Genomic DNA, 26,903 nt, shown 5'->3' with positions numbered 1-26,903 from the left:
ATGCGCGCCTGGCTGGTCTGCGTGCTGCTGTGTCTGCTGTCGCCGGCGATGGCTAGGCAGGTCACCGTCGGCTCGAAGAACTTCACCGAAGGTGTGATCCTGGCCGAGATCGCCGTGGCGCAGGCGCGCAAGGACGGCGTGGAGGTGGCGCACAAGCGCCAGCTCGGCGGCACGCGCATCCTCTGGCGCGCGCTGCAGGAGGGCGACATCGATGCCTATGCCGAGTACACCGGCACGCTGCGCCAGGAACTGCTGCAACAGCCCGACGCCACCGAGGCGCAGCTCGTCGCCGCGCTGGCGCAGCAGGGGCTGGGCATGACGCGCTCGCTCGGCTTCCAGAACACCTATGCCCTGGGCATGCGCAGGGCGCGCGCGCAGGCGCTGGGCATCCGCACGCTGGGCGATCTGGCACGCCATCCCGAACTCAAACTGGGCCTGAGCAACGAGTTCCTGCAGCGCGCCGACGGCTGGCCGGGCGTGCGCACCGCCTACGGGCTGCCGCAGCAGGCCAATGGCCTGGACCACGACCTGGCCTATCGCGCGCTCCAGAGCGGGGCGATCGATGTGACCGACCTGTACAGCACCGACGCGGAGATTCCGTACTACGACCTGGTGGTGCTGGACGACGACCGCCATTACTTCCCCGATTACCAGGCGGTGTTCCTGTACCGGCTGGCGCTGGAGCGCAGTGCGCCGGCCTTCGTGCAGGTGCTGCGCTCGCTGGAGGGACGCATCGACGTGGCGGACATGCGCCGGCTCAACGCGCAGGTCAAGCTGGAGCATCGCGGCGAGGCGCAGGTGGCGGCGACCTTCGTCGGTGTCGATGCGCCGCGGGGCAGCGGCCGCGCCGCACGCATCGCCCAGCGCACCGGCGAACACCTGGCCCTGGTCGGTCTCTCGCTGGGCTGCGCGCTGCTGGTCGCGCTGCCGCTGGGCGTGCTGGCCGCGCGCCGCCCGCGCCTGGGCCAGGTCGTGCTGTCGCTGACCGGCGTGCTGCAGACGCTGCCCTCGCTGGCGGTGTTCGTCTTCATGATTCCGCTGTTCGGCATCGGCGCCAAGCCGGCGATCGCGGCGCTGTTCCTGTACTCGCTGCTGCCGATCGTGCGCAATACGCACGCCGGCCTGACCGGCATCCCGCGCGACCTGCGCGAGACCGCCGCGGCCCTGGGTCTGCCGCCGCGCACGCGCCTGTGGCGGGTGGAGCTGCCGCTGGCGCTGCGCACGATCCTGGCGGGGGTCAAGACCGCCGCGGTGATCAATGTCGGCACGGCGACGCTGGGCGCCTTGATCGGTGCCGGCGGCTATGGCCAGCCGATCCTGACCGGGATCCGGCTCGACAATCTGGGGATGATTCTGGAAGGGGCGGTGCCGGCGGCGGTGCTGGCCTTGCTGGTGCAGGGGGTGTTTGAGCTCTTCGAGCGGGCTATGACGCCCAAGGGCCTGAGGCTCGCAGCGCGGGCATAGCGGGTCGCTACTGTCGCCGTTGCCGTTGCCGTTGCCGTTGCCGTTGCCGTTGCCGTTGCTGTTGCGGTTGCTTTACCTGTCTGAGCCGTAAAGCACGCCGAGCACCGCAGCAAAGCAGGGCCGAAGAGGCGCCCTGTTTGAGCGAAGCGAGTTTGGGCGCCGTGCCCTGCTTTGCGAGGAGCGCAGGGGACCGACGCGTAGCGTCGGCGTGCGTCCCGGCGAGAAGCGGTTTTGCTTCCTTTTGACAAGACAAAAGGAAGTCGCGCCGCAGGCGCGAAAGCTTTGCACTTGGCGCGCCGCAGGCGCGTTGCCTTAGCCCTACCAGAGCCGGCGCAGGTTCGCCGGCCAAACTTGCATTTAATTTGCAAGCAAAACTTGACCGCCATGCAGGCGCTTCTTAAAAGCAAAGCTAAAGCAAAGCTTTCGCACGGCTTCGCCGCGCGAGCTACTTTTGTCTTGTCAAAAGTAGCCAAAACCGCTTCTCGCCGGGACGCGAGCCGCCGCTACGCGGCGGTCCCCTGCGCTTCTCGGAAGACGGGGCATTTATCCCCTTTTAGGGACGGCGCCCAAACTCGCTTCGCTCAAACAGGGCGCCTCTTCGGCCCCGTCTTCCTGCGATGCTCGGCTCGCTTTACGGCTCAGACAGGTAAAGCAACAGCAAAAGCAAAAGCTCTTGAGCAACAGCAACAGCAACAGCAACAGCAACGGCAACGGCAACGGCAACGGCGCTAGGCGCTCGCCGCAATCTCGACCACTTCCTCCATCTGCTCCGCAGCCACCATCAGATACGGCGCCAACCGCAAACACCCGTGCCGCCGCGAACAGATCACCCCCCGCCGCGCGAACGCCCCCGCCACGGCATCAAAGCGCTCGGCCGGCACCCGCAACCCCGCGATATGCGGCGCATGCCCCGGCGTCTTCCACGCCGACAGCCCGCGGGCGTCCAGCGCCGCATCCAGCGCGGCGGTAACCTCGCCCAGCGCCGCGGCGATGCGCGCCGGCTGCCAGGCCTGCAGCTGGGCCAGGCCGCCGTGGGTCATGAGCAGCCGCAGCGGATCGGCGATGCCACCGGCATCGAAGCGGCGCGCGCCCGGCAGGTAGGGCGGTGGCGTGTCGAGCGGGAATACCCAATCCGCGCCGGCGTCGCGCGCCACCCAGTGCTGCTCCAGCGGCACACCTTCGCTGCGCCAGCGCGGGCTGGCCCACAGCCAGGCCAGGCCCATCGTGCCCAGCAGCCACTTGTAGCCCACCGCCACCACGAAGTCCGGCCGCCAGCGCGCCAGCTGCAGGGGCAGCACGCCCAGGCTCTGGCTCAGGTCCAGCACCAGGGCCGCACCTCGCGCGTGCACGGCGTCGGCGATGGCGTCGAGATCGAGCAGGCGGCCGTCGTGCCAGTAGCAATGGGGCAGGGTGGCGATGGCCAGCTCGGGCGTCTGGTCGATGGTGCGCAGCACCGCGTCGGTGAGCGTCTCGCCGGCGCGCGGTGCGGCGCCGACCACGTGCGCACCGGCCTGCGCGCAGCGCTGCTGCCAGGCGAGCAGGTTGGACGGGAACTGGCCCTCCAGCACCAGCACCACCTGGCCGTGCTGCAGCGGCAGGTTGGCGGCGGCGGTGGCCAGGCCGTGCGCGGCCGAGGGCACCATCGCCAGGCCCTCGACATCGCCCTCGAACAGCACCTGCGCGGCCAGCGCGCGCGCGTCTTCGATGCGTCGCATCCAGTCGGCGTGCGGCAGCCACCACGGCGCAGCCTCGGCCTCCAGCATCGCGTGCGCGCCGTCCAACACGTGGCGCAGCCGCGCGCCCTTGGAGGCCGCGTCCAGGTAGACGGCCTCCGGGGGCGTGGCGAAGGCGAGCCGGCGCTGCGGCCAGGCGACGGGGTCGGGAAACGGCGGCGCGTCGGTCATGTGTGCAGCCTAGCTGTCCCGGCCAGGGCAGGCATAACAGGGCGTTCACCGCCGCCGCCTAGCATGGGCCCATGCATGCCATCCCACCCCGCCAGGCGCATCGCGACCGCGACGCGCGGTCGCAGACCCTGCTCGCCGCCTTCCAGGCCATGCGTGCCCTGACCGCAACGCTGGCCGCGCCGCTCAGCGCCGAGGATGCGATGGTGCAGAGCATGGATGACGCCAGTCCGGCCAAATGGCACCTGGCGCATACGACCTGGTTCTTCGAACGCTTCGTGCTGGGCGCCGACGCGGGCTATCGCCCCTTCGATCCCGCCTGGGACTATCTGTTCAACAGCTACTACAACAGCGTCGGGCCGATGCACGCGCGCCCGCGCCGCGGGATGCTGTCGCGGCCGACGCTGGCGCAGGTGCGCGCCTATCGCGCGGCGGTCGAAGACGCGCTGTGCGCGCGGCTGCAGGCCAGGGCGCTGGACGATCAGGCGCTGGACACCGTGCAGCTGGGCATCCAGCACGAACAGCAGCACCAGGAGCTGCTGCTGACCGACATCCGCCACGCGCTGTGGAGCAACCCGTTGCAGCCGGCCTATCGCGAGGATCTGCCCGCGCCGCGTGCGCAGGGCGGGCCGCTGCGCTGGTGCCCGCGCGAGGAGCAGATCGCCCAGATCGGCGCGGCGCCATGGCCGCAGGCGGAGGACTTCGCCTACGACAACGAGTCGCCGCGCCATCGCACGCTGGTGGCGGCGCACGCGCTGGCCAGCCGGCCGGTGAGCAATGCCGAGTTCGCCGCCTTCGTCGACGACGGCGGCTATCGCACGCCGGCGCACTGGCTCAGCGACGGCTGGGCGACGGTACGCGCCCGCGACTGGCAGCGCCCGCTGTACTGGCATGAGGATGGCGCGCGCGAGTTCACCCTGGGCGGTTGGCGCGAGCGCGATCCCGATGCGCCGGTCAGTGGCCTGAGTCTGTTCGAGGCCGACGCCTTCGCCCGCTGGGCCGGCGCGCGCCTGCCGACCGAGGCTGAGTGGGAACTGGCCGCCACCGGCGTGCCGGCCGAAGGTCATTTCGTCGAGGACGGCCTGCTGCATCCGCGCTCGCAGCCCGGCACCGACACCGGCCTCTCGCAGCTGTTCGGCGATGTGTGGGAATGGACCGGCAGTGCCTATCTGCCGTATCCCGGCTTCACGCCCTGGCCCGGCTCGCTGGGCGAGTACAACGGCAAGTTCATGAATGCCCAGTGGGTGCTGCGCGGCGGTAGCTGCGCCACCTCGCGCACGCATATCCGCGCCAGTTACCGCAACTTCTTCCCCTCCGACGCGCGCTGGCAGTACGCCGGCATGCGCCTTGCCAAGGACCTGCCTTGAACGCTGCCGCCTGCGCCATGACCCGCGCCCGTGACGCGCTGACCGACCTGCGCCCCAAACCCGACGACATCACCGCCGACGCGCTGGACGGCCTGTCGCGCGATCCGAAGACGCTGCCGTCCAAGTACTTCTACGATGCCGAAGGCTCGCGCCTGTTCGAGGCGATCACGCATCTGCCCGAGTACTACCTGACGCGTACCGAGCTGGCCCTGCTGGAGCAGCGCCTGCCCTCCATCGCCCAGGCCATCGGCCCGGGCGCGCACGTGGTCGAGTACGGCAGCGGCAGCGGCCGCAAGACCGAGCTGCTGCTCGAACACCTGCACGCCCCGGTGGCCTACACGCCGGTGGAGATCTCGCGCACGGCGGTGGTGCAGGCCACCGCCCGCCTGTCCGAGCATTTCCCCGCGATCGAGATGCTGCCGGTGTGCGCGGACTTCACCAAGCCGCTCGCGTTGCCCGAGAGCGCGCGGCCGGCGCAGCGCACGGTGATGTTCTTCCCCGGCTCGACCCTGGGCAACTTCACCGACGAGGCCGCGCAGGCCCTGCTGGACGGCATGCGGCAGACGATGGGACCGGGCGGCTGCGCGCTGGTCGGCATCGACCTGGACAAGGACCCGGCGCTGATCGAGGCCGCCTACAACGATGCCGCCGGGATCACGGCCGCCTTCACCCTCAACCTGCTGGCGCGGCTCAACCGCGAGATCGGCAGCGATTTCGACCTGGATGCGTTCGCCCATCGCGCCGTCTACGTGCGCGAGCGGCTGCGCATCGAGACCTTCCTAGTCAGCCAGCGCGCGCAGACCGTGCACGTGGGCGGCCGAACGTTCGACTTCGCGCAAGGCGAGGCCATGCAGGTCGAGTACAGCCACAAGTACACCGACGCCCGCTTCGCGCAGCTGGCCGCGCGCGCGGGCCTGAAGGTGACCCACGGCTGGAACGACGCCCGCGACTGGTTCGGCCTGCGCCTGCTGCAGCCGCTGTGACCGCGCCCGACGCACCGGCGTGCGTCGAAGCGACGATCCTGCGACTGCTGGCCGAGCGCGACGCGCAGGCCTCGATCTGCCCGTCCGACGTGGCGCGCGCCCTGGGCGATGACGAGGCCGCCTGGCGCGCGCTGATGCCGGCGGTGCGCGATGCGGCCGCACGCCTGGTGCAGGCTCGGCGGATCGAGGTCACCCAGCGTCAGCGCACCGTGCGGATCGAGGACGCCAAGGGCCCGGTGCGCCTGCGCCGCGGCGAACGTTTCGACGCGCCCTAGCCGCGCGTTTCGGGCGGCATACGCCTGCTGGCCGATCATGAAGCCACGGCCTCGATCTGCTCCTGCTCCCTCCCTTTCGCGAAGCGAAGGGGAGCTCGAAATCGCGGCTAGCGATTGAGGGGGAGGGGTTGGCTGTTGCTGTTGCAGTTGCTCGTGCTTGTGCCAACAGCAACCGCAAAAGCACCCCCTCCCAACCTCCCCCTTGCGCTGCGCGCAAAGGGGAGGGGCAAAAGCGGTGTTCGCAGCAGCGCATACCGCGCTGCCCCGGCAGCCGCTGATTGCAGCAAGCTCGCGGGCCTCTGCCCCCTCCCTTTCGCGAAGCGAAGGGGAGGGCTGGGGTGGGGTTAGCCGTTGCCGTTGCCGTTGCTCGTGCCTGTGCCAACGGCAACAGCACCCCTCCCAACCTCCACCCGCGCTGCGCGCGACGGGGAGAGGCAGGGGCGCTACTTGCGCAGGAACAGCCGGTACACCGGATTATCGGTCTCTTCCACGCAGGGGTAGCCCAGCGTGTCCAGGAAGCGGGCGAAGGCGGCGTCGTCCCTGGCCGGCACCTGCAGGCCGACCAGCGTGCGCGCGTAGTCGGCGCCCTGGTTGCGGTAGTGGAACAGGCTGATGTTCCAGCTCGGCTTGAGCAGGGTCAGGAACTTGAGCAGCGCGCCAGGCCGCTCGGGGAACACGAAGCGCAGCAGCCGTTCATCCTGGGCCAGCGCCGAATGCCCGCCCACCATGTGCCGCACGTGTTCCTTGGCCAGCTCGTCGAAGGTCAGGTCCAGCGTGGCGAAGCCGTGGCGCTGGAAGTTGGCCGCGATCTTCGACGACTCGCCCTTGCCGTGCGTGGTCAGGCCGACGAACACGTGCGCCTGCGCCGCATCGCTGATGCGGTAGTTGAATTCGGTGACGTTGCGCGGCCCGCCGGGCAATTGGTCGACCAGCTCGCAGAAGCGCAGGAAGCTGCCGCGCTCCTCTGGGATGGTGACCGCGAACAAGGCCTCGCGCTCCTCGCCGACCTCGGCGCGCTCGGCGACGAAGCGCAGGCGGTCGAAGTTCATGTTGGCCCCGCACAGGATCGCCGCATAGGTGGCGCCCTTGGTCTTGTGCGTGGCCACGTACTGCTTGATCGCCGCCACCGCCATCGCGCCGGAGGGCTCGACGATGCCGCGGGTGTCGACGAAGACATCCTTGATCGCCGCGCAGACCGCGTCGGTGTCGACCACGACGAACGCGTCCACCAGCCCGCGGGCGATGCGGAAGGTCTCCCGACCGACCTGCTTGACCGCCGTGCCGTCGGCGAACAGGCCGACCTCGCTCAGCGCCACGCGCTTGCGCGCCTTGACCGAGCGGACCATCGCATCGGAGTCGGCCATCTGCACGCCGATCACCTTGATCTCCGGGCGCAGCGCCTTGATGTAGTTGGCCACGCCGGAAATCAGCCCGCCGCCGCCGACCGCCACGAACACCGCGTCCAGCGGACCGGGATGCTGGCGCAGCAGTTCCATGGCGATGGTGCCCTGGCCGGCGATCACGTCCGGATCGTCGAAGGGATGGACGAAGGTCAGGCCCTGCTGCTGTTCCAGCGTCACCGCATGGGTATAGGCGTCCGAGTAGCTGTCGCCATGCAGCACCACCTCGCCACCCAGCGCCTTGACCGCGTCGATCTTCAGCCGCGGGGTCGTCACCGGCATCACGATCACCGCGCGCGTGCCCAGCCGGTGCGCGCCCAGCGCCACGCCCTGGGCATGGTTGCCGGCCGAGGCGCAGATCACCCCGCGCTGCAGCTGTTCGGGGCTCAGGTGCGCCATCTTGTTGTAGGCGCCGCGCAGCTTGAAGCTGAAGACCGGCTGCTGGTCCTCGCGCTTGAGCAGCACCTTGTTGTGCAGCCGCTGGCTGAGAATTCGCGCCGGCTCCAGCGGCGTCTCGACGGCCACGTCGTAGACGCGCGCGGTGAGGATTTTCCTGAGGTAATCGGCAGGCTTGAGCGGTGCGGTCATAGGGCCGCCATGCTACCGCGCGCCTTGGGTTTCCTGTGGCTTGGTTGCGGTTGGAAGTATTCGCCGCCGCTGCATCTTTTGCTCCCACAGGAGCGAGGCGATCCTCAGGCCGCCTGCACGATCGGGATGGTCTTCGGATTGCGCCACTGGGCCAGCAGCTGCGCTTCCTGCGCTTTGGCGGCATGCAGGTGACGCTCCTTGACGTGGCCGTAGCCGCGGATCTGCTCGGGCAGGCTGGCGATGCGCACCGCCAGCGGCAGGCGGTCGGGGTCCAGCGTGTCGAGCAGGCCGGTCACGGTGGCGCGGTAGTCCTCGATCAGCTGGCGCTCCATGCGCCGCTCGGCGGTGCGGCCGAACGCATCGAACACGCCGCCGCGCAGGAACTTCAGCTTCGCCAGCACGCCGAACGCGCGCAGCATCCACGGCCCGTAGGCGCGCTTGACCAGCTCGCCCCGGGCGTTGCGCTTGGCCAGCAGCGGCGGGGCCAGATGGAACTGCAGGGTGTAGTCGCCTTCGAACTGCTGCTCCAGCTGGCGCCGGAACTCGCCGCTGGTGTACAGCCGCGCGACCTCGTACTCGTCCTTGTAGGCCATCAGCTTGAACAGGTAACGCGCCACGGCCTCGGTCAGCGCGGTGGAGCCGGGCGCGCGGATGTTCTCGGCCTCGCGCACCTGCGCGACGAAGCCGGTATAGCGCGCCGCGTAGGCGGCGTCCTGATAGTCGACGAGGAAGGCGCTGCGGCGCGCGATGGCCTCGTCCAGGGTGCGCGACAGGCGCGCATCGTCCAGCGGCAGCAGCACCACGCCTTCGGCCGTGGCCGCGGCGGCATCGGGCAGGCCGCGCACGCTGCGCGCGTTGTCCGGATTGCGCGGCGCGCTGGTCGCGCCCCATTCGGTGCCTTCCCACTCGCCGGGCGGCAGCACGCGCAGGTTGCGCGGCAGGTGCTCCTCACGGGTCTCGGTGTTGCGCACGATGCCGGCGGCCTGCTGCACGGCGGGCAGATCGACCGCAGCCAGGCGGCCCCAGGCGAAGGCGGTCTTGTTCATCTCGATGGCCGCGCCGTTGAGTTCGATCGCGCGCATCAACGCGTCCAACGAGATCGGCACCAGCCCCTGCTGCCACGCGTAGCCGAGCATGAAGAGGTTGGTGGCGATGGCATCGCCCAGCAGCGCGGTGGCCAACTGGGTGGCATCGAGCAGCAGCGGGTCGCGTCCCCCCAGCGCGACGTTGACCCCGGCGATGATCTCGGCCGCGGGGAACTGCATGTCCGGATGCGTGGTGAAGGTGCCGGGCATGGCCTCGTAGGTGTTGAGCACCACCTGCGCGCGCTCGCCGCGGACCTTGGACAGCACCCAGTAGTCGTTGACCACCACCATGTCGCAGCCCAGTACCAGGTCGGCCTCGCCGGCGGCGATGCGCACGGCGTGCAGGTCCTGCGGCGTGCGCGCCAGGCGCACGTGGGTGGTGACCGCGCCGCCCTTCTGCGCCAGCCCGGTCTGGTCGAGCACGCTGGCGCCCTTGCCTTCCAGATGCCCGGCCATGCCCAGCAGCGCGCCGATGGTCACCACGCCGGTGCCGCCGACGCCGGTGATCAGGATGTTCCAGGGCTGGGCCAGCGCGGACTGGAACGTCGGCGCCGGCAGCGCCTCGAGCAGCGCGGAGGCCTCGCTGCGCTGGCCCTTGCGCGGCCGGCCGCCGTGCACGGTGACGAAGCTGGGGCAGAAGCCGGACACGCAGGAGTAGTCCTTGTTGCAGTTGGACTGGTCGATGGCGCGCTTGCGGCCGAACTCGGTCTCCTTAGGCAGCACCGACACGCAGAAGCTCTTCTGCCCGCAGTCGCCGCAGCCCTCGCACACCAGCGAGTTGATCATCACCCGCTTGGGCGGATCGACCAGCTTGCCGCGCTTGCGACGGCGGCGCTTCTCGGTGGCGCAGGTCTGCTCGTAGATCAGCACCGACACGCCGCGCACCTGGCGCAGGCGCTCCTGCACGGCGTCCAGCTCGGCGCGGTCGTGGAACTCGGTGTCGGGCGGGAACAGGTCGCGTCGCCGCGACCATTTGGCGATCTCATCGGACACCAGCACGAGGGTCTGCACGCCCTCGGCGCGCATCTGCGCGGCGATGTCCGGCACGCTCAGCTGGCCGTCGACGGGCTGGCCGCCGGTCATGGCGACCGCGTCGTTGTAGAGGATCTTGTAGGTGATGTTGACGCCGGTGGCGATCGACTGGCGGATGGCCAGCGAGCCGCTGTGGAAGTAGGTGCCGTCGCCCAAGTTCTGGAACACATGCTCGGTCGCGGTGAACGGCGCCTGCCCCGACCAAGTCACGCCTTCGCCGCCCATGTGGGTAAAGGTGTCGGTGCTGCGGTCCATCCAGGTGACCATGTAGTGGCAGCCGATGCCGCCCATCGCGCGCGCGCCCTCGGGCACGACGGTGGAGGTGTTGTGCGGGCAGCCGCTGCAGTAGTGCGGCACGCGCGGGAAGCTGGCGCGCGGCAGGGCCATCTCCGCTTCCTTGGCCTCCATCCAGCGCAGGCGCTGCTCGATCGATTCGGTCCTGGCGAAGCGCAGGATGCGCGCGCCGATCACGCCGGCGATGGTGGCCGGGGTCAGCTCGCCGGTGGAGGGCAGGATCCAGGCGCCGGCCTCGTCGTACTTGCCCACGATGCTGGGCCGCGCGCCCGCGCTGGCCGGCCAGTTGTAGAACAGCTCCTTCATCTGCCGCTCGATGAAGGCCTTCTTCTCCTCCACCACGACGATGTCCTCCAGCCCGCGCGCGAAGGCGGTGATGCCCACCGGCTCCAGCGGCCAGCTCATGCCGACCTTGTAGACGCGGATGCCGAGGTCGCGGCAGGCCGCCTCGTCCAGGCCCAGGTACTCCAGCGCCTGCAGCACGTCCAGGTAACTCTTGCCGGTGGTGACGATGCCCAGCCGCGCGCGTGGCGAGTCCAGCACCACCCGGTCGACCTGGTTGGCGCGGGCGAAGGCCTGCGCGGCCGCCACGGCGTAGCGATGCAGGCGCATCTCCTGCTCCAGCGGCGGGTCGGGCCAGCGGATGCTCAGGCCGCCGGCCGGCATGGTGAAGTCCTCTGGCAGCACGATCCGCCGCGCGAACGGATCCACGTCCACCGAGGCCGAAGACTCGACCGTCTCGGCGATGGTCTTGAAGCCGATCCAGCGCCCGGTGTAGCGGCTCATGGCCCAGCCGACCAGGCCCAGGTCGAGGATGTCCTGCACGCCGGCCGGGTTGAGCACCGGCATCATCGCGCTGACGAATTCCTCCTCGCTGCCGTGCGGCAGGGTCGAGCTGCGGCAGGCGTGGTCGTCGGCGGCCAGCGCCAGCACCCCGCCCAGCGGCGAGGTGCCGGCCGCGTTGGCGTGCTTGAACACGTCGCCGCTGCGGTCCACGCCCGGGCCCTTGCCGTACCACATGCCGTACACGCCCTGCACGCGCGCGCCGGGGAACAGCCCGGTCTGCTGGGTGCCCCACAGCATGGTTGCGGCCAGGTCCTCGTTGAGACCGGGCTGGAACTTGACCTTCGCCGCGTCCAGGTGCCGGCGCGCGCGCCACAGCTCCAGGTCGAAGCCGCCCAGCGGGCTTCCGCGATAGCCGCTGACGAAGCCGGCGGTGTCCAGGCCGGCCGCATCGTCGCGCAGGCGCTGCATCAGCGGCAGCCGCACCAGCGCCTGCACGCCGGACAGATAGATGCGCCCGTCGGTGCGCGTGTACTTGTGCTCCAGCGTGTAATCGGCGTCCAGCGTGACCAGCGCCGGCGTGTCGGCGGACGAGGGCGAGGTGAGTTCTGCGGTGCTGGTCATGGGCTGGCCCGGTGGAAAGCGGCGTGGCGTGCGCGCCGGCCGACCGGCCCTGGCGCGGCGGCAGTCTAGCAACCGCGCCCCGCCGGCCCCGATTTGGCGTTGCCGCAGGGCCATGGCCACAATTGCACCACCCACGTCCACGCGACGGCTCCACCGCAAGGAAACGCATGGCTTTCGATGCCTTCGCCCTGATCCTGGCCATGCTGGCGCTGGGCATGCTGTTCGCGCGGCTGCGCCTGTTTCCCGAAGGCGCGGCGCAGGTGCTCAACCTGGTGGTGCTGTACGTCTGCCTGCCGGCGGCGGTGCTGACCTTCGTGCCGCGCCTGCACCTGGACGGCTCGCTGCTGGGCCTGATGCTGACGCCGTGGCTCCTGATGGGCGCGGTGTACTGGCTGGTCGCCCTGGCTGGCCGCGCCCTGAAGCTGGCGCGCGGGGAACGGGCCGCGCTGCTCATCTGCGTGGGCTTTTCCAACTCCAGCTTCATCGGTTACCCGATGGTGCGGGCGCTGCTGGGCGACCACGCGCTGCCTTACGCGGTGGTCTACGACCAGTTCGGCACCTTCCTGATGCTGTCCACGCTCGGCATCGTGATCATGGCGCGCTACTCGGGGGAAACGCCGCCGGGACCGGGGCAGCTGGCCCTGCGCGTGCTCAAGTTCCCGCCGCTGTGGGCGCTGGCGTTCGCGGTCACGCTGATGCCCGCCGCGCCGCCGGCCTGGATCGCCAGCGGCCTGCAGCGCCTGGCCGATGCGATGCTGCCGCTGGTGATGCTCTCGGTCGGCCTGTCGATCCAGTTGCGGCTGCCGCGCCATGAGCTCAAGCCGCTGGCGGTCGGCCTGGCGCTGCGCCTGCTGGTGATCCCGGCGCTGGCCATTCCCCTGTCCTACGCCTTCGGGCTGCGCGGGCAGCTGTTCCAGGTCAACGTGCTCGAGTCGGCCATGCCGACCATGATCACCGCCGCCGCGCTGGCGATCTCGCACAACCTCGCCCCGCGCCTGTGCGCGGCGTTGACCGGTTACTCCATCGTGCTGTCGCTGGCCACGCTGCCCCTGCTGGCGTGGCTGCTGCCAGCGCTGGCGCCCTGAGACGTGTCATCCTCGCGGCCGGGTTTCCAGGGACGAACCGACATGCGCCGCTTTCCATTCGCCGCCGCCGTGTTGCTGGCCGCGCTCGTGCTGCCGGCCTGTCCGCCGGCGCAGGCGCAGGCCGCGGCCGACCAGGCCGCCTTCGAACAGCGCTTCAACGGCTGGCGGGCGCAGTACGACCAGGCCCTGCAGCTGCACCTGCGCGGCGTGGCCTCCAGCGGCCAGGCACGCGATCTCTACGCCGCCGCGCTGCTGTGGCCGGACGATGGGCACGGCGCGGCGCAGGGGGCGGCACGGCCGCCGGCCGCCGGGATCGACGAGCGCAGCGTGTGGATGCAGGCCGCCCTGGATGCGCGTCCGCGCGATCCCCTGGTCGCGCGCTTCGAGGCGATGGGGTGTCCTGGCAGCAACGTGCAATGCGACGCGGCCGGCGCGCTGACGTTCCTGCTGCGCGAGGAAGGCGACAACCTGTTCGTGCAGCTGCTCGCCTTCATCGATGCCCAGCAGCGCGGCGATGCCAAGGCATCGGCCAGGGCCTGGCGCGCGGCCACGCAGGCGGCGCGCTACGACGCGATGCAGATCGAGTTCGGCGGCGTGCTGGCCGACGCGGTCTCCGGCTTGCCGGTGCCGCCGATGGACGCAGCGCTGCGCCAGGCCTTCATGACGCCGGACGGCATGCACGAGGGCGCCGAAGGTGCGGACTGGCCCAGGGTCACCGCGCTGGCCGCGCTGGCGATGCGTTCGCTTCCCAATTTCTTGGTGGTCACGCGCTATTGCGGTCCAACGCAGACGCACGACGATCGCGAACGCTGGGACGACTGCAAATCGGTGTTCGCGCTGATGGCGCGCGATGGCAACGACCTGATCGGCCGCATGATCGGCATTGGCATGATGACGCGCCTGACGGCCGGTACCCCGCAGGAGCTGCGCTGGCGCGAAGAGCGGCGGCAACTGCAGTGGCTGCAGACCGCAGCGTCCCGCTTCCTGCCGCCCTCGACGGGCCAGGTTGCGCTGGACACCTATCTGGACTGGCATCTGCGCGACGGCGAGATCGTCACCCTGCGGCGTCTGCTGGAAGCCAACCACCAGCCGCTCACTGCGCCCGCGGGCTGGACGCCCGCCACATCGCGCGAACAGTAGCGCGATGGGGCCGCGTTCGGACCGCCGCTGTCCCCGCCTATGCCGCAGCGACCGCCGTGCGCTGGGCCATGCACTGGCGGATCGCGGCCGTGACCCGCTCGAACACCGGCGCCGGGATGGCCAGCATCACCAGCTCGGCGCCCAGTTGCGTCGACGCGCCCCCGCGTTGCGCCGCGTGCCAGGCGGTCAGGTCGAGCAGGGCGGCCATGTTCAGGCGCTGCTCGGCCCCTGAGGGATCGCGCAGTTCGGGCGCGGCGTGCTCGCGCACCACCGCGACCACGGTCTCGCGGAAATCGGTGTCGCGTCCGAACAGGTCGGCGAAACCGTGCAGGTCGACCACGCGCGCGAAGCGCGCCACGGCCGCATCGGTGGCGCGCTCGATGACGGTGAACGCCTCCAGTCCCTGGCGATGCGCGGCGCGCTGGCGCACCCAGGCATAGCGCGAACGGCCCAGGCGATAGCGCACCCAGCGCAGCGGCGGCACGACGTCCAGCGCGCGATACAGCAGGCTCTTGCGCCGCCACGGCGCGCGCGGCACCAGGCTGAAGGGCGGGAAGCGCGCGAGCAGCTTGCGCGCGCTAGGGACGGGCAGGCGCTCGGCGACTTCCTGTGCCAGGACCTGCGTTTCGATGCGACTGGCGCGCGCCATGGCCGGCACCTGCCGGGCCAGCTCACGCACGGCGACGCGGCCATCGGCCTGCTGGTGCCGCGCGATCAGGCCGTCGGCCACCTGCGAGGGCGTGTCGGCGTGCCTGGGCCGGGCGTGGGAAAGGGGGCGTTCCATGGACTACGGGGCCGTTCCGTCGGGATCCGTGAGACCGTCGAGCCTACGGCAGCCTAGCCCGCGCCACAAGCGGCAAGTAGTTGAAATTACAGGAGAATAGTGAAGATCGGTAGCGCCTTCCCTGTGATTCACCCGTCCGCGGCCGCGGGTGCGCCGCCGTCAGTGCGCCGGCACCGTGCGGCCCCGGGCCCAGTCGCGCAACGCCTGGACCTGTTCGGCCATCAGCACCGAGAGCGGGCGGGTGGTGCGGATTTCGCGCATCAGGCCGTCGGTGTCCAGCGCGCGGCTCTCGGCGTGGGCGGCGTACAGGCCCGAGACGATGGCCTGCTCGATCTCCGCCCCGGAGAAGCCGTCGCTGGCCGCGGCCAGCGCAGGCAGGGCAAAGTCCTCGGCCACCAGCCCGCGCCGGCCCAGATGCAGCCGCAGCAGTTCCACCCGGGTATCGGGATCGGGCAGGTCGATGAAGAAGATCTCGTCGAAGCGTCCCTTGCGCAGCAGCTCCGCCGGCAGTTCATGCACCTGGTTGGCGGTGGCCACGACGAACACCTGCGCGCCGCGCTCGGCCATCCAGGTCAGCAGGCCACCGAGCACGCGCCGGGACACGCCGCCGTCCTCGCCGCTTCCGCTGCTGGCCAGGCCCTTCTCGATCTCGTCGATCCACAGCACGCACGGCGCCAGCTGCTCGGCCGCGGTCAGCGCCTTGCGCAGGTTCTTCTCGGTCTCGCCGTGGTACTTGTCGTACAGCGCGCCCATGTCCAGGCGCAGCAGCGGCACGCCGAACCCGGCCGCGGTGGCCTTGGCCAGCATCGACTTGCCGCAGCCCTGCACGCCCAGCAGCAGCATGCCGCGCGGCGGGTCCAGGCCCGGCGGCGGCGTGGTGGAGGCGAACACGCTGCGGCGCTGGGCGATCCAGCGCTTGAGCCGGTCGGCGCCGGCCACTTCGTCCAGCCGCGTGCCGTCGTATTCGTACTGCAGCTGGCCGCCGCGGCCGAGCAGCTCGAACTTCAGCCTGGCCAGCTGCGGCAGATCGCCGGGGCCGAGCACGCCGTCGTCGTAGATCAGGTGGCGCGCGATGCGCCGCGCATCGACCAGGTCCAGCCCGGCCAGGTTGCGGATGATCTGCTGGGCCGCGGCGGTGTCCACCTCGACCCGCCGCCCGCCGTTCTCGGCCGGGTAGGCGGCCACTTCCTCGCGCAGCATCTTCAACAGCGCGGCCGCATCGGGCAGGCGCGGGCTGAAGCGCACCGCCAGTGGCTCGAGCGCTTCCGGCAGCTCGACCCGGGCGCCGACCAGCACCACCACGTGCGGCTGGCAATGGCGGCGCTGGACGATGTCGCGCAGCTGCCGCTGGTGGCCGGCGTATTCGAGGTAGGGCACGAAATCCAGCAGCAGGTACACGCCACGCTGCTCGGCCGCCTTGATCGCCTGCAGCGCCGCGCCGGCCTCGGGCGCGCCTTCGGGCACGTCCTCGCGGTCCATGTCCAGCCGGCGCAGGCCCTCGGTGGCCGACCAGCGATACAGCGCGCGCCAGACCTGCGCCAGGCATTGGCGGAACAGGTCGACCACCCGCGCCTCGTCCTGGGTCTCGATGACGATCAGCGGCGTTCCGGCGCGGATCAGGGCGGTCAGGTCCTTCAGCTCGCTCATGGGGACTCCTGCGGGGGCGAGCGAACATAGCAGAGCCCGCCGCCGTGACAGGCCGCGATCCGGCTGGTGGCTTTCACGGCCAACGGTGTACGCTCCGGCTTCCCGGACGAGTGCGAAGGCGTGAGCGCATGAAGACCATCCTGGTCGCCAGTTCCAAGGGCGGTGCGGGCAAGACCACGATCGCCACCAACCTGGCGGCCTATTACGCCCTGCAGGGCCAGCGCACCGTCCTGGTCGACGCCGATCCCCAGGAATCCTCCACGCGCTGGGCGCAGCGCCGCGCGGAACTGGCCAGCGCCGTGCTGCCGCTCAGCGGCACCGGCAGGAAATGGGCCTCCAGGCTGCCGGCCGACACCCAGACCGTGATCGCCGACGGCCGCGCCGGGGCGATGGCCGACGAACTGGAGCCGCTGCTGGACGCCGCCGACGCGGTGGTGGTGCCGGTGCTGCCCTCGGGCCTGGACATCGAGGCCACCGTTGGCTTCCTCAACTCGCTCTCCAAGGTCCCGCGCGTGCATAAGCGCAAGCTGCCGGTGGGCCTGGTCCTCAACCGCGCCAAGCCCTGGACGCACACCGCCCAGCAGGCGCTGGAGATGATGGGGGAGTGGCCCTATCCGGTGGTCGCCACCCTGCGCGACACCCAGGCCTACGTGGTCATGGCCGGCCTGGGCCGCAGCCTGTTCGACTACCACTCGCTGCAGGTACGCGACCATCAGCAGGACTGGCAGCCGCTGCTGGCCTGGCTGGATGCGGTCTGATCACGCGGCTCCTCTTAAGGTCGTCCCATGCGTGAACTCATCCTCCTGCGCCATGCCCATGCCGAGCCGGCCCTGCCTGGCCAGTCCGATTTCGACCGCCCGCTGGCCCCGCACGGCCAGGCCGAGGCCGAGGCGGCCGGCCGCTGGATCAAGGACCAGCGCCTGATCCCCGACCGCGTGCTGTGTTCGCCGGCGCGGCGCACCCGCGAGACGCTCGAGGCGGTCCTGGCCGCTACCGGCTATGTCGAACAGCGGCTGGAACAGGCCATCTACGAGGCCACCGCCGGCACCCTGATCGGTCTGGCCGACGCCCATCGCGACGTCGATCGCCTGCTGCTGCTGGGCCACAACCCCGGCCTGGAGCAGCTGGCCGCGCTGCTGCACAGCGGCAGCACCAGCGATTACCGCGGCATGCCCACCGGCTCGGTGGTGGTCCTGGGCTTCGCCGAGGATGGCCCGATCGAACCGGGCGCGGCGACCCTGTCGGCGTTCTGGTGGCCGTGAAGGCGAAGGCCTGGATCCGGTTCTGCCTCGGCGCCGGGCTGACCCTCTGCACCGCCGCCGTCGCCCAGTCGCGCACCATGCCGCTGGACAAGCAGCACACCCGGCTGGGCTTCGCCCTGTCCACGCGCTGGGGCCAGACCCTGGAAGGCAACTTCCCGCGCTATGACGGGGTGGTGCACGTGCTGCCCGACGGGCGCCACCAGGTGACCCTGCACATGTACACCGCCGACGTGCAGATCGGCGACCATACGCGCTATGCGCAGTGGGCGCGCGGCAGCGCGTTCTTCGATGCGGAGAAATGGCCGGAAGTGGTGTTCGTGTCCTATCCCTACGACAGTACGGTGCTCAAAGGCGGCGGCCAGCTCGAGGGTGAGCTGGTGATCCGCGGCATCCGCCGCCCGGAGACCCTGACGGTCACGCCCGAGTCCTGCGCGCGCCCTGGCGTGGACTGCGACGTGGTGCTGTCCGGCGAGGTGCGCCGCAGCGACTACGACATGGATGGCTTCCGGCTGGCGCTGAGCGACAAGGTGCAGTTCCTGCTGCGCGCGCGCGTGCAGGCACCCGAGCGGGAGCTCAAACCTTGAGGAAGCTGTTGGGGGCCTTCGCCCTGCTGCTGTCCCTGCTGGGCAGCGGTTGCGCCAGCCTGTCCCAGGCCCAGCACGCGCGCGCGGTGCAGATCGCACAGGACGCGCGCTCGCAGGTGATCGATTGCCAGGCCGCCAACGCCTGCGCCGAGCCTTCGCCGCTGCGCGATCTGGCCGACAGGGCGCGCGCCGACTCCACCGCCCAGGTGCCGCGCCATTACGCGCTGCTGCTGGACCGCGGCGAGGATTCGCTGCTGGCGCGGCTCAACCTGATCCGCGCCGCGCGCCGCAGCATCGACGTGCAGACCTACATCTTCGATACCGACGACAGCGCGCGGCTGGTGCTGGACGAACTGCTGGCCGCCGCGCGCCGCGGCGTGCGGGTGCGGGTGCTGATCGACCAGCTCACCGCCATCCCCGACCTGGACATGCTGGCGGCGCTGTCCGGCGCGCACCGCAACTTCGCCCTGCGCATCTACAACCCGACCTTCAACCAGGCCGTGCCGGGCTACCTGGACTACGCCGCCAGCGTGCTGTGCTGCTTCCGCCGCTTCAACCAGCGCATGCACACCAAGCTGCTGCTGGTGGACGACGCGGTCGGCATCACCGGCGGGCGCAACTACCAGGACGACTATTACGACTGGGATTCGGAATACAACTTCCGCGACCGCGACGTGCTGATCGCGGGCCCGGAGGGTGCGGACATGGCGCGCAGCTTCGACCAGTTCTGGGAAGCGCCGCGCAGCATCCCGGCCGAGCGGCTCAACGATGTCGGCCGCACGCTGCTGGACAAGGGCGTGCCGGCGATGCCGCCGGTGGCGTTCAAGCGGCCAGACCGGGTCGCCGACATGGACGCCGACGCCAGCGATCCGGAAGTGATCCAGCAGCGCCTGGTCGACCGCGCGCTGGAGGTGGGCACGGTCGCCTACGTGGCCGATACCCCGCGCAAGCATCGCGCCGACGACCCGGAGACCGCCGCGCCCTCGGACTGGGAACTGGGCACGCTGCTGACCCGTGCACAGGACGAGATCCTGATGCAGACCCCGTACCTGATCATGTCCAAGCAGGCCAAGCGGTTCTTCAAGGACCTGCGCAAGCGGCCGGTGCCGCCGGCGGTGGTGGTGTCCACCAACAGCCTGGCGGCCACCGACAACCCGATCGTGTATTCGGTGTCGGCCAAGTACAAGCGCATGTACCTGCGCGAGCTGGGCTTCCAGCTCTACGAGTACAAGCCGTTCCCGGCCGATGCGCCGGTGGACGTGGCCACGCTGCTGCCGGTGCCCCCGGTGGCCCTGCCCGGGCAGCAGCCGGCGCCCATGCCCGAGCAGGACGCGCCGCGCAGCACCGCCATCCGCACCTCGATGCCCGGCAGCCGGCCCTTCGGCATGGTGGACCGCGACGAGCAGGAGGACCGCGCCGCGCGCCGCGCGCGCGAACGCAACCGCGTGGACCGGCGCCTGCAGCGCGCCGAGAGCCGGCCGTCCTTCCTGAGCAAGGGTCCGCACAGCGACCCGCTGCCGCTCAAGCGCGCCGGTGTGCGCATGGGCCTGCACGCCAAGTCGATGGTGATCGACGGCGGCATCGCGGTGATCGGCACGCACAACTTCGACCCACGTTCGCTCGACTACAACACCGAGGCGGTGGTGGTGATCCCCAACCGCGCCTTCGCCCAGCAGCTGGAGCAGAGCATCCGCCGCGACATCGAGCCGGAGAATTCCTGGGTGATCGCGCCACGGCCCAAGCCCGGCGTGTTCTCGGGGATCAACTACAGCCTGGACAAGGTGTCCTCGGCGCTGCCGGTGTTCGACATCTGGCCCTGGCGGTACGCCACCAGCTACGAGTTCGTGCCCAGCGAGCAGTGCACCGGCCCGCTGTCGGTCAAGGACCCGATGTTCCATGCCTGCTACAAGTCGGTGGGCGACTTCCCCGAGGTCAGCATCGGGCCCAAGCGGCTGTATGCGCGCATCCTGATCGCCTTCGGCGCCGGCCTGGTGCCGATCCTCTGAGACTTCCGTACTTCGAAGGACACCGTTCATGACCTTTCGCGTCCCCGTCGACATCGACGCGCTCAACGCCATGTCGGCCGGCAACCTGGTCGGCCACCTGGGCATCGTCATCACCGAGGCCGGGCCGGACTGGCTGCGCGGCACCATGCCGGTCGCCGCGCATACCCATCAGCCGTTCGGCCTGCTGCACGGTGGCGCGTCGGTCGTGCTGGCCGAGACGCTGGGCAGCCTGGCCGGCGGCCTGAGCGTGCTCGATCCCGAGCGGCACGCCGTGGTCGGCCTGGAGATCAACGCCAACCACATCCGCGGCGAGCGCGCCGGCACGGTCACGGGCACAGCGCGCGCGATCCACATCGGCCGCAGCACCCAGGTCTGGGACATCCGTATCGAGAACGAACGTGGCAAGCCGGTCTGTGTCTCGCGCCTGACCCTGGCGGTGGTGCCCAAGCCGGGCATCTAAGCCGCGCCAGCCAGGCGCAACGCTGCTTCCGGCGCGCTGTTGTAGCCGGCCCCGGACCCATCCGGTATCTTGCCCGGATGAGTCAGTCCCCCTCTCTGGCGCCCGCAGCACCCGGTGCCGGCCGCGCCTTCCGCTATCTGCTCCGCACGCCGCTGCTGCTGGTCCACGTGCTGGTCATGCTGCCGCTGCTGCTGTTGACCATGGTGCCGCTGTGGGCGGGCCTGCCCCTGCGCGGGCGCACGGTCAAGCAGTTCTTCGTCGAGCACTGGTCGGCCGGGCTGATGCGCATCTTCGGGTTCCGCCTGCGCCGCAGCGGCACGCCGCTGGACGGGGCGGTGATGTTCGTCTCCAACCACGTCAGCTGGGTGGACATCGAGATGGTGCACAGCCAGCGCATGGTCGGCTTCGTGGCCAAGCAGGAGATCCGCGGCTGGCCGGTGGTGGGCTGGCTGGCGCAGCGGGGGGAAACCATCTTCCACCAGCGCGGCAGCACCGAGTCGCTGGGCGGGGTGATGGAGGCGATGCTGGAACGGCTGCAGCAGGGCCGCCCCGTGGCGGTGTTCCCGGAAGGCCGCACCCGCGACGGCAGCGAGATCGGTCCGTTCCACGCGCGCATCTTCCAGCCGGCGGTCGAGGCAGGGGTGCCGGTGCAGCCGGTCGCGCTGCGCTACGGGGTCCGTGGCGATGCGCAGCAAATCGTGGCATTCGGCGCCAAAGAGAGCTTCTTCGCGAATTTTCTACGCCTGTTGGGCGAGCCTTCGCGCGTGGCCGATATCTGCTTCCTCGAACCCATCTTCCCCGACCAGGTGCAGGGACGTCGCCAGATCGCCGAGACCGCCCGGGCGCGCATCGTCGCGGCCATGGAGGCCTGAGCATGCTGGGCTTCGGCGCACGCGCGGGACTGATGGGCGCCTCGCTGGCGCCGGCGCAGTCCGACGTGGGCCAGGCGCCGGTCAGCGCCAGCAGCTATGCGCCGCCGCGCTGGCTGCGCAACGCGCACCTGCAGTCGATCCTGAGTTCGAGCGACCTGCGTCGCCGGCGCGGCCTGCGCCGGCTGCAGGCCATGGGCGCGGTCAGCACCGAGCACATCTTCGACGGCGGCGCCGGCGTGCGCCTGCAGGGCTGGCACAGCATCGTGCCGGGCATGGAGGTGCGCGGTCTGGCGCTGCTGCTGCACGGCTGGGAAGGCAGTTCGGAATCCAGCTACATGCGCATGACCGCCGCCAGCCTGCTGGAGGCCGGCTACGAGGTGGTGCGGCTGAACTTCCGCGACCACGGCCAGACCCACCACCTCAACGAGGACATCTTCCACTCCTGCCTGCTGCCCGAGGTGCTGCATGCGGCCTGCGACGTGGCGCAGCGGTTCCCGTCGCGGCCGATGGTCGCGGCCGGCTATTCGCTGGGCGGGAACTTCGCGCTGCGCCTGGCGCTGCGCGCGCCGGCCTTCGGGTTGCCGCTCAAGGCCGTGGCCGCGGTGTGCCCGGTGCTGGATCCGCAGTCCACGCTGACCGGGATGGAGCAGGGCCTGCCGCTGTACCACTGGTATTTCCAGCGCAAGTGGCGCCATTCGCTGGAGATCAAGCGCCAGCTGTTCCCCGAGCGGCACGTCTACGACGACGCGGTGCTGTCGTTGAACGTGCGCGAGCTGACCCGCTGGATGGTCGAGCACGAGACCGACTTCGGCACGCTGGAGAACTACCTGGACGGCTATTCCATCGCCGGCGACCGGCTGGCCGAGATGACCATCCCGGCGCACATCCTCATGGCCCAGGACGATCCGGTGATTCCCTTCGCCGACTTCGCCCGCTGGCAGCTGCCGGCCAGCGTGGCGCTGGAGGTGGCGCGCTGGGGTGGGCACTGCGGCTTCATCGAGAACGCGCACTGCGACGGGTTCGGCGAGCGCTGGGTGACCGATCGGCTCACCCGCGACTAGCGTCCGCGCCGCGCCCGGCGCGCCGTCTTCCTGCTTCCCTTCGATACGGAGACTTGCCATGCGCATCCATAGCGACAGTTTCGCCAACGGCGCCCCGATCCCGGCCGAGTTCGCCGGCGGCGATGCCAAGGGCTTCGCGCCCGACCGCAATCCGCACCTGGCCTGGGAGCAGGCGCCGGCCGGCACCCGCAGTTTCGCGCTGCTCGTGGTCGATCCGGATGTGCCGACGGTGCCGGAGACCACCAACCGCGACGACATGGAGGTGCCGGCCGACCAGCCGCGCCAGGATTTCTATCACTGGGTGATGGTCGACATCCCGGCCCAGGTGCAGGCGCTGGCGGCGGGCAGCTGCGCCGATGGCTTCGTGGCCGGCGGCAAGCGCGCGCCAGAAGGTCCGTCCGGCGCGCGCCAGGGGTTGAACGACTACACGGGCTATTTCGAGGGCAATGCGCAGCTGGCCGGGCAGTATTTCGGCTACGACGGGCCTTATCCGCCGTACAACGATGCGCGCCTGCATCACTACCATTTCCAGTTGTACGCGCTGGACCTCGAACGCGTGCCGGTGGAGGGCGCGTTCACCGGACAGGACGTGCTGAAGGCGATCGAGGGCCATGTGCTGGGGCAGGCCGAGTGGGTCGGTACTTACACGCTTAACCCCAAGCTGGCTGGCTGAGTTCCCGGCGTCGGCGCGTTGCGGCTTCGGATGGGCAGCGGTCCGGCGGGCGGCGGCCGCTTTCCCCTCGATCAGGGCATCCTGCCCTGACTCGGGCGCTCGGCTTCCTGCCTCGCTCGGCGCGGCCACCGCCCGCCGGCCCGCTGCCTCGCGCGTCAGCTCACAGGGACTTCGGTTTGCCCAATCGTTCGGGACCCTCGTCGATGCGCGCAGCGCGATCGGTGACAGGAGGGCATCGACTTGAGGCCCCCTCCCTTGCGCGCAGCGCAGGGGAGGGATGGGGAGGGGTCGAGGCTGGTCGGCGAAGCGAGCTCAAGCTTCAGCGCGCATGTCATCGACCGATCTGGGTGATGCGTTCCGGCAAGAAAAAAAGCCCGCGCATCGCGCGGGCTCTTCGTTTCAGTGGTTGCCGCGGCTCAGGCGCCGCCGGGCAGGAACAGCAGCAGGGCCACGCCCAGCACGATGCGATACACCGCAAAGCCGGTGTAGCGGTGCGACTTGATGAAGCCCAGCAGCCAGCGCACCACGATGAAGCCGGTGACGGCCGCGGCCAGGAAGGCCACGGCCACCGCTGTCCAGTCGACCTGGCCCAGCTGTCCGTCCTTGGCCAGCTCCAGGAAGGTGTAGCCGCTGGCGGCGAACATGGTCGGGATGCCGACTAGGAAGGCGAATTCGGTCGCCGACGCGCGCCGGCTGGTGCCGGCCAGCATGGCGATGAAGATCGCCGCGGCCGAGCGCGAGGTGCCGGGGAACACGCCGGCCACCACCTGCGCCAGGCCGACCAGCAACGCCACCGTCCAGGTCACGTTGGGATTGTCGCCCTGGCGTTCGGCCAGGCGTTCGGCCACGATCATCCAGATGCCGCCGATGATCAGCGCCCAGGCCACCGGCGTCACTGTCTCGGGCAGCGCCCAGCCCAGCTTGCGCACCACCAGGCCGACCACCGCGGTGACCAGGAAGGCCGTGCCGAGCTTGAACAGGTAATCGCGCTGCACCGGATCGCGCCAGCCCAGCGCCAGGCTCACCAGCCGCTGCCGGAACACCAGCACCACCGCGATGATCGCGCCGGCCTGGATGATGATGTTGAAGAAGTCGGTCTGCCGCGGCAGCCAGTGCTGGGCGATCAGCAGGTGCCCGGTGCTGGAGATGGGCAGGAATTCAGTCAGGCCTTCGAGGATGCCGAGCAGCAGCGCGGCCAGGAGTTCGGACATGGGACAGGGCGGTGCGACGGGGGACGCGGAAGCATACGACCATTCACGTTTGCACGTTCATGGTGCAAATACGTGCTTTTGCACCTTTAAAGTGCATCCGCATGGTGCTCCGCGTGAAGGGAATGTAGAGAAAACAGCCACTTAGCGGGGCGTCCCGGTTGGCACAGCGTTTGCGATAAGACGGTCACACATTCCACCTCAACACCGATTTCGAGGAGCAAAGATGTCCGTCGACAAAGTCGAAAAGCTGATCAAGGACTCCAAGGCGGAGTTCGTCGACCTGCGTTTCGTTGACCTGCGCGGGGTGCAGCAGCACGTGACCTTCCCGGCGAGCATCGTCGAGCCCAGCCTGTTCGAGGAAGGCAAGATGTTCGACGGCAGCTCCATCGCCGGCTGGAAGGGCATCAACGAGTCGGACATGGTCCTGATGCCGGACGCCGACACGGCGTACCTGGATCCGTTCTACGCCGATCCGACCATCAATCTGACCTGCGACGTGCTGGACCCGGCGACCATGACCTCGTACGCGCGCTGCCCGCGCGGCGTGGCCAAGCGCGCCGAGGCCTATCTGCAGTCCTCGGGCATCGCCGATCTGGCGTTCTTCGGTCCCGAGCCCGAGTTCTTCATCTTCGACTCGGTGCGCTTCGCCAACGAGATGGGCAACACCTTCTTCAAGATCGATTCGGAAGAGGCGGCCTGGAACAGCGCGGCCAAGTACGAAGGCGGCAACAGCGGCTACCGTCCGGGCGTGAAGGGCGGCTATTTCCCCGTCCCGCCGACCGACTCGCTGCACGACATCCGCGCCGAGATGGTCAAGACCCTCGAGCAGGTCGGCATCGAGACCGAAGTCCACCACCATGAGGTGGCCACCGCGGGTCAGTGCGAGATCGGCACCAAGTTCAACACGCTGGTCAAGAAGGCCGACGAGCTGCTGATGCTCAAGTACATCGTCAAGAACGTCGCCTTCCGCAACGGCAAGACCGCCACCTTCATGCCCAAGCCGATCGTCGGCGACAACGGCAGCGGCATGCACGTGCACCAGTCGCTGGCCAAGGGCGGCACCAACCTGTTCGCCGGCGACGGCTACGGCGGCCTGTCGCAGCTGGCGCTGTGGTACATCGGCGGCATCTTCAAGCACGCCAAGGCGATCAACGCCTTCTCCAACTCGGGCACCAACAGCTACAAGCGCCTGGTTCCGGGCTTCGAGGCGCCGGTGATGCTGGCCTACTCGGCGCGCAACCGCTCGGCCTCGTGCCGCATTCCGTGGGTCAACAGCCCGAAGGCGCGCCGTATCGAGATGCGCTTCCCCGATCCGCTGCAGTCCGGCTACCTGACCTTCACCGCGCTGATGATGGCCGGCCTGGACGGCATCAAGAACCAGATCGACCCGGGCGCGGCCTCGGACAAGGACCTCTACGACCTGCCGCCGGAAGAGGAGAAGCTGATCCCGCAGGTCTGCTCCTCGCTGGACCAGGCGCTGGCCGCGCTGGACGCCGACCGCGAGTTCCTCAAGGCCGGCGACGTGTTCTCCGACGACCTGATCGATGGCTACATCGACCTGAAGATGCAGGAAGTCACCAAGTTCCGCGCGGCGACCCATCCGCTCGAGTACCAGCTGTACTACGCCAACTGAGCAAACGCGGCGATGGCGGTGGGTCCCCCCTCCCACCCGCCGCCATCGCTGCACCTCACCCGCGCTTCCGGTCCACGGCCGACGGAAGCGGCGATGCCACACCGGGGCGGCCGTGACCTTGCAGTGCCGGGGACGCGTCATCGAAGGCGCCCATGGGCCGCACGCCCTCCCTCCCACGTCGTACGCACGGGTCCTTGCCCCGCGCGCCCGACGCGGCCCTTGGGTGCCTTGCCGTGGCGCCGGCCCGATGCCGGCGCCACCTCTGGTTCGACTTATCGCGCAGCAACCTCGTCCGGCCTCGCGCCGGGCGTTCCATCCACCATCGGGGAATGTGCATGAAACTGATCACCGCCATCATCCGCCCGTTCAAGCTGGACGAGGTCCGGGAGGCGCTGTCGCAGACAGGTGTCTCGGGCATCACCGTCACGGAAGTGAAGGGCTTCGGCCGCCAGAAGGGCCACACCGAGCTGTATCGCGGCGCCGAGTACGTCGTCGATTTCCTGCCGAAGATCAAGATCGAAACGGTCGTCACCGACGAGCGCCTGGAGGCGGTCATCGAGGCCATCCAGCAGGCCGCCGGCACCGGCAAGATCGGCGACGGCAAGATCTTCGTGACCACGATCGACCAGGTCATCCGCATCCGCACCGGCGAAGTCGGCGCTGACGCGCTCTAACCCAACTCGGAGAGA

Annotated in this window: 22 protein-coding genes; 16 read left to right on the top strand and 6 right to left on the bottom strand. The window is 70.0% G+C overall.

The features are described 5' to 3' along the window. A complete protein-coding gene (locus LAJ50_RS18740; protein WP_138653857.1) occupies window positions 1-1,464 on the top strand; it encodes a glycine betaine ABC transporter substrate-binding protein in 1,464 nt (487 codons plus the stop codon). Between the two features lie 728 nt (window positions 1,465-2,192). Here the strand turns inward: LAJ50_RS18740 and LAJ50_RS18735 are convergent. Next, complete coding sequence (locus tag LAJ50_RS18735; protein ID WP_138654650.1) at window positions 2,193-3,368, bottom strand: aminotransferase class V-fold PLP-dependent enzyme; 1,176 nt, start codon at window positions 3,366-3,368, stop codon at window positions 2,193-2,195. Window positions 3,369-3,439: 71 nt separating this feature from the next. Here LAJ50_RS18735 and egtB point away from each other — a divergent pair, with 71 nt between their 5' ends. The 3 genes from egtB to LAJ50_RS18720 are packed head-to-tail and all read left to right on the top strand — an operon-like array spanning window position 3,440 to window position 5,990. Then, entirely contained in the window at window positions 3,440-4,732 is a 1,293-nt protein-coding gene (egtB, locus tag LAJ50_RS18730) for an ergothioneine biosynthesis protein EgtB (protein WP_138654652.1), read from the top strand. Further along, window positions 4,729-5,715, top strand: coding sequence for an L-histidine N(alpha)-methyltransferase (egtD, locus tag LAJ50_RS18725; RefSeq protein ID WP_138654654.1), 987 nt, complete (start codon window positions 4,729-4,731; stop codon window positions 5,713-5,715). The genes egtB and egtD overlap by 4 nt, the downstream gene beginning before the upstream one ends. Further along, window positions 5,712-5,990, top strand: a complete 279-nt coding sequence (locus LAJ50_RS18720; protein ID WP_138654656.1) for a DUF3253 domain-containing protein — start codon at window positions 5,712-5,714, stop codon at window positions 5,988-5,990. The genes egtD and LAJ50_RS18720 overlap by 4 nt, the downstream gene beginning before the upstream one ends. A gap of 443 nt (window positions 5,991-6,433) precedes the next feature. On the opposite strand, the gene ilvA is transcribed toward LAJ50_RS18720, so the two are convergent. Both ilvA and LAJ50_RS18710 read right to left on the bottom strand, forming a co-directional pair. Beyond that, a complete protein-coding gene (gene ilvA / locus LAJ50_RS18715; RefSeq protein WP_130552802.1) occupies window positions 6,434-7,978 on the bottom strand; it encodes a threonine ammonia-lyase, biosynthetic in 1,545 nt (514 codons plus the stop codon). A 104-nt stretch (window positions 7,979-8,082) separates the two neighbouring features. Then, on the bottom strand, window positions 8,083-11,796 hold the full coding sequence (locus LAJ50_RS18710) for an indolepyruvate ferredoxin oxidoreductase family protein (RefSeq protein ID WP_138654658.1): 3,714 nt from the start codon (window positions 11,794-11,796) through the stop codon (window positions 8,083-8,085). A 167-nt stretch (window positions 11,797-11,963) separates the two neighbouring features. Here LAJ50_RS18710 and LAJ50_RS18705 point away from each other — a divergent pair, with 167 nt between their 5' ends. Next, on the top strand, window positions 11,964-12,881 hold the full coding sequence (locus LAJ50_RS18705; protein ID WP_138654660.1) for an AEC family transporter: 918 nt from the start codon (window positions 11,964-11,966) through the stop codon (window positions 12,879-12,881). A gap of 42 nt (window positions 12,882-12,923) precedes the next feature. Then, on the top strand, window positions 12,924-14,021 hold the full coding sequence (locus tag LAJ50_RS18700; protein WP_138654662.1) for a hypothetical protein: 1,098 nt from the start codon (window positions 12,924-12,926) through the stop codon (window positions 14,019-14,021). 37 nt (window positions 14,022-14,058) lie between these two features. On the opposite strand, the gene LAJ50_RS18695 is transcribed toward LAJ50_RS18700, so the two are convergent. After that, window positions 14,059-14,805, bottom strand: a complete 747-nt coding sequence (locus LAJ50_RS18695) for a hypothetical protein (RefSeq protein ID WP_138654664.1) — start codon at window positions 14,803-14,805, stop codon at window positions 14,059-14,061. Window positions 14,806-14,964: 159 nt separating this feature from the next. After that, a complete protein-coding gene (locus tag LAJ50_RS18690; RefSeq protein ID WP_138654666.1) occupies window positions 14,965-16,452 on the bottom strand; it encodes an AAA family ATPase in 1,488 nt (495 codons plus the stop codon). 128 nt (window positions 16,453-16,580) lie between these two features. Between LAJ50_RS18690 and LAJ50_RS18685 the strand changes: the two genes are divergently transcribed. From LAJ50_RS18685 to LAJ50_RS18650, 8 genes are all read left to right on the top strand, one after another. Then, window positions 16,581-17,210 carry a ParA family protein gene (locus LAJ50_RS18685; RefSeq protein ID WP_130552808.1) on the top strand — a complete coding sequence of 210 codons (630 nt, stop codon included), beginning with the start codon at window positions 16,581-16,583 and terminating at the stop codon, window positions 17,208-17,210. A gap of 27 nt (window positions 17,211-17,237) precedes the next feature. Next, window positions 17,238-17,714 carry a histidine phosphatase family protein gene (locus tag LAJ50_RS18680; protein WP_138654669.1) on the top strand — a complete coding sequence of 159 codons (477 nt, stop codon included), beginning with the start codon at window positions 17,238-17,240 and terminating at the stop codon, window positions 17,712-17,714. Then, window positions 17,705-18,298 (top strand): YceI family protein, encoded by a 594-nt coding sequence (locus LAJ50_RS18675; RefSeq protein ID WP_224096391.1) that lies wholly within the window; start codon window positions 17,705-17,707, stop codon window positions 18,296-18,298. The genes LAJ50_RS18680 and LAJ50_RS18675 overlap by 10 nt, the downstream gene beginning before the upstream one ends. Beyond that, window positions 18,295-20,304, top strand: a complete 2,010-nt coding sequence (locus tag LAJ50_RS18670) for a phospholipase D family protein (RefSeq protein ID WP_224096390.1) — start codon at window positions 18,295-18,297, stop codon at window positions 20,302-20,304. Before LAJ50_RS18675 ends, LAJ50_RS18670 begins: the two co-directional genes overlap by 4 nt. A gap of 28 nt (window positions 20,305-20,332) precedes the next feature. Beyond that, window positions 20,333-20,764 (top strand): hotdog fold thioesterase, encoded by a 432-nt coding sequence (locus LAJ50_RS18665; protein WP_138654671.1) that lies wholly within the window; start codon window positions 20,333-20,335, stop codon window positions 20,762-20,764. Window positions 20,765-20,841: 77 nt separating this feature from the next. Next, a complete protein-coding gene (locus LAJ50_RS18660; protein ID WP_138654673.1) occupies window positions 20,842-21,636 on the top strand; it encodes a lysophospholipid acyltransferase family protein in 795 nt (264 codons plus the stop codon). Between the two features lie 32 nt (window positions 21,637-21,668). Then, entirely contained in the window at window positions 21,669-22,697 is a 1,029-nt protein-coding gene (locus LAJ50_RS18655) for an alpha/beta fold hydrolase (RefSeq protein ID WP_138654692.1), read from the top strand. Window positions 22,698-22,755: 58 nt separating this feature from the next. Next, window positions 22,756-23,370, top strand: a complete 615-nt coding sequence (locus tag LAJ50_RS18650; protein ID WP_138654675.1) for a YbhB/YbcL family Raf kinase inhibitor-like protein — start codon at window positions 22,756-22,758, stop codon at window positions 23,368-23,370. Window positions 23,371-23,786: 416 nt separating this feature from the next. Here LAJ50_RS18650 and LAJ50_RS18645 read toward each other — a convergent pair whose 3' ends face one another. After that, window positions 23,787-24,581: an undecaprenyl-diphosphate phosphatase gene (locus LAJ50_RS18645; protein WP_138654677.1), complete on the bottom strand. Its 795-nt coding sequence runs from the start codon at window positions 24,579-24,581 to the stop codon at window positions 23,787-23,789. Between the two features lie 223 nt (window positions 24,582-24,804). Between LAJ50_RS18645 and glnA the strand changes: the two genes are divergently transcribed. Next, on the top strand, window positions 24,805-26,214 hold the full coding sequence (gene glnA / locus LAJ50_RS18640; protein WP_130552814.1) for a type I glutamate--ammonia ligase: 1,410 nt from the start codon (window positions 24,805-24,807) through the stop codon (window positions 26,212-26,214). Between the two features lie 335 nt (window positions 26,215-26,549). Continuing rightward, window positions 26,550-26,888 carry a P-II family nitrogen regulator gene (locus LAJ50_RS18635; protein WP_130552815.1) on the top strand — a complete coding sequence of 113 codons (339 nt, stop codon included), beginning with the start codon at window positions 26,550-26,552 and terminating at the stop codon, window positions 26,886-26,888. Window positions 26,889-26,903: the final 15 nt, after the last annotated feature.

Source organism: Pseudoxanthomonas sp. X-1 (assembly GCF_020042665.1).
GTDB lineage: Bacteria > Pseudomonadota > Gammaproteobacteria > Xanthomonadales > Xanthomonadaceae > Pseudoxanthomonas_A > Pseudoxanthomonas_A spadix_A.
This window is presented reverse-complemented; position numbering and strand designations above follow the sequence as displayed.

Coding starts and splice junctions, on each gene's coding strand:
- LAJ50_RS18665 (WP_138654671.1), top strand. CDS start 20,333: ATGACCTTTCGCGTCCCCGTCGACATCGACGCGCTCAACGCCATGTCG.
- ilvA (WP_130552802.1), bottom strand. CDS start 7,978: ATGACCGCACCGCTCAAGCCTGCCGATTACCTCAGGAAAATCCTCACC.
- LAJ50_RS18700 (WP_138654662.1), top strand. CDS start 12,924: ATGCGCCGCTTTCCATTCGCCGCCGCCGTGTTGCTGGCCGCGCTCGTG.
- LAJ50_RS18735 (WP_138654650.1), bottom strand. CDS start 3,368: ATGACCGACGCGCCGCCGTTTCCCGACCCCGTCGCCTGGCCGCAGCGC.
- LAJ50_RS18650 (WP_138654675.1), top strand. CDS start 22,756: ATGCGCATCCATAGCGACAGTTTCGCCAACGGCGCCCCGATCCCGGCC.
- LAJ50_RS18690 (WP_138654666.1), bottom strand. CDS start 16,452: ATGAGCGAGCTGAAGGACCTGACCGCCCTGATCCGCGCCGGAACGCCG.
- LAJ50_RS18710 (WP_138654658.1), bottom strand. CDS start 11,796: ATGACCAGCACCGCAGAACTCACCTCGCCCTCGTCCGCCGACACGCCG.
- LAJ50_RS18680 (WP_138654669.1), top strand. CDS start 17,238: ATGCGTGAACTCATCCTCCTGCGCCATGCCCATGCCGAGCCGGCCCTG.
- LAJ50_RS18695 (WP_138654664.1), bottom strand. CDS start 14,805: ATGGAACGCCCCCTTTCCCACGCCCGGCCCAGGCACGCCGACACGCCC.
- LAJ50_RS18635 (WP_130552815.1), top strand. CDS start 26,550: ATGAAACTGATCACCGCCATCATCCGCCCGTTCAAGCTGGACGAGGTC.
- glnA (WP_130552814.1), top strand. CDS start 24,805: ATGTCCGTCGACAAAGTCGAAAAGCTGATCAAGGACTCCAAGGCGGAG.
- LAJ50_RS18660 (WP_138654673.1), top strand. CDS start 20,842: ATGAGTCAGTCCCCCTCTCTGGCGCCCGCAGCACCCGGTGCCGGCCGC.
- LAJ50_RS18685 (WP_130552808.1), top strand. CDS start 16,581: ATGAAGACCATCCTGGTCGCCAGTTCCAAGGGCGGTGCGGGCAAGACC.
- LAJ50_RS18705 (WP_138654660.1), top strand. CDS start 11,964: ATGGCTTTCGATGCCTTCGCCCTGATCCTGGCCATGCTGGCGCTGGGC.
- LAJ50_RS18655 (WP_138654692.1), top strand. CDS start 21,669: ATGGGCGCCTCGCTGGCGCCGGCGCAGTCCGACGTGGGCCAGGCGCCG.
- egtB (WP_138654652.1), top strand. CDS start 3,440: ATGCATGCCATCCCACCCCGCCAGGCGCATCGCGACCGCGACGCGCGG.
- LAJ50_RS18740 (WP_138653857.1), top strand. CDS start 1: ATGCGCGCCTGGCTGGTCTGCGTGCTGCTGTGTCTGCTGTCGCCGGCG.
- LAJ50_RS18645 (WP_138654677.1), bottom strand. CDS start 24,581: ATGTCCGAACTCCTGGCCGCGCTGCTGCTCGGCATCCTCGAAGGCCTG.